Raw genomic sequence first — 1190 nt, forward strand, 5'->3', positions numbered from 1 at the left:
CCCCCATCACGGCCTCCGCCTCATAGATGGCGCAGACGATGTGATAAAACGTGCTTGCCGGCGCCGGCTCGTCGAGCATTGGCCTGTCGGCCGGCCATTTGTCGAACCACAGGCCCCTGACCGGCGTGTCGAGGAAAGGCTGCAGCGCGCCGATGGCGCTGAGGCCGGAGGCGAGGTAACGCTGCCGTTCCTCGCCGCTCGTAACGCTTGCAAGCCGTACCGCCGCCTTCAGCCACTCCGTCTGCGGCCATAACCGCGCCAGCCCGTCATGCACCGAAAAATCGTCGTAGAGGCTCATCACCGCCACCTTGCGGCGCGGGCAGATGCCGTAGGCCTCGCCGATCTCGAACAGCCGTTTTGCCTTGCCGATCGCCTCGTCGTTTCCACGCAGGCTGCCCCAGCGCACCAGAAGCCAGGCCCATTCGAACTGGTGGCCCGGCTCCATGATCCGGCCCCTGTCGCTGTCATGCGGTGTCCAGTCATGGGCGAAAAATTCGCGCAAGCCGCCATTGCCGCCATCGATGAAGCGGTTAAGCGCAAGATCGGCGATCTCGTCGGCCAGCGCCGACCACGGCCCGTCCGGGTCCTGCACTTCCCAGGCCAGCATCGCCTCGAAGAGATGCATGTGCGGATTGGAGCAGAGCGGCGTGCGCGGCGGGTTCGCTTCCTCGAAGCCGGCCATGGGATGTCTGTAGTCGCGTTCGAGGATGGTGAGGATATCGAGCGCCCGGCCGCGCATCTCGTCCCGGCGCTCGGGAAGGCTTGCGGCCGCCTGCGCGGCGGCGAACAGCGCAAAGGCCTGATTGTAGAGATCGAAGGAGGGATCGATCAGCCGGCCGGTCTGGTCGGCAAGGTTGCCATAAAGGCCGTTTTCAAGGCGATAGACCTTTTCGAACCAGGAAAGCCCGTGCGAGAGCGCGTCTTTCCACGGCCCCTGCCAGCCATGCTGGCCGGCGGCGGCGAAACAATAGGCCTGGCGCGGCTGCACGCGGGCACGGCGGTCATCGGAAAAAACCGGTTTCGCATCCTGGCCGAGGCGCTCGTAAAAGCCGCCATCCGGGCGGGCCGAACCCGCCTCCCACCACAGGGGCAGGGCGTCCTCATCCAGCCATTTGCGTAATGTTCCGATCTCTTCGGCAAGCGCCTGCGCGATGCTCGGAAATTGCAATGTCATGCGTCAACTCTCTGTT

1 protein-coding gene is annotated in these 1190 nt (G+C 65.0%); it reads right to left on the bottom strand.

Features of this window, described 5'->3' with window-relative positions; translation table 11 throughout:
• Positions 1-1174 (bottom strand): AGE family epimerase/isomerase (locus N5D22_RS27110; RefSeq protein WP_279659006.1); only part of this gene is annotated, 1174 nt, incomplete at its 3' end.
• Positions 1175-1190 lie beyond the last annotated feature (16 nt).

The organism is Agrobacterium sp. GD03872, assembly GCF_029840625.1.
In the GTDB taxonomy this organism is placed as follows: Bacteria; Pseudomonadota; Alphaproteobacteria; order Rhizobiales; family Rhizobiaceae; genus Agrobacterium; species Agrobacterium fabrum_A.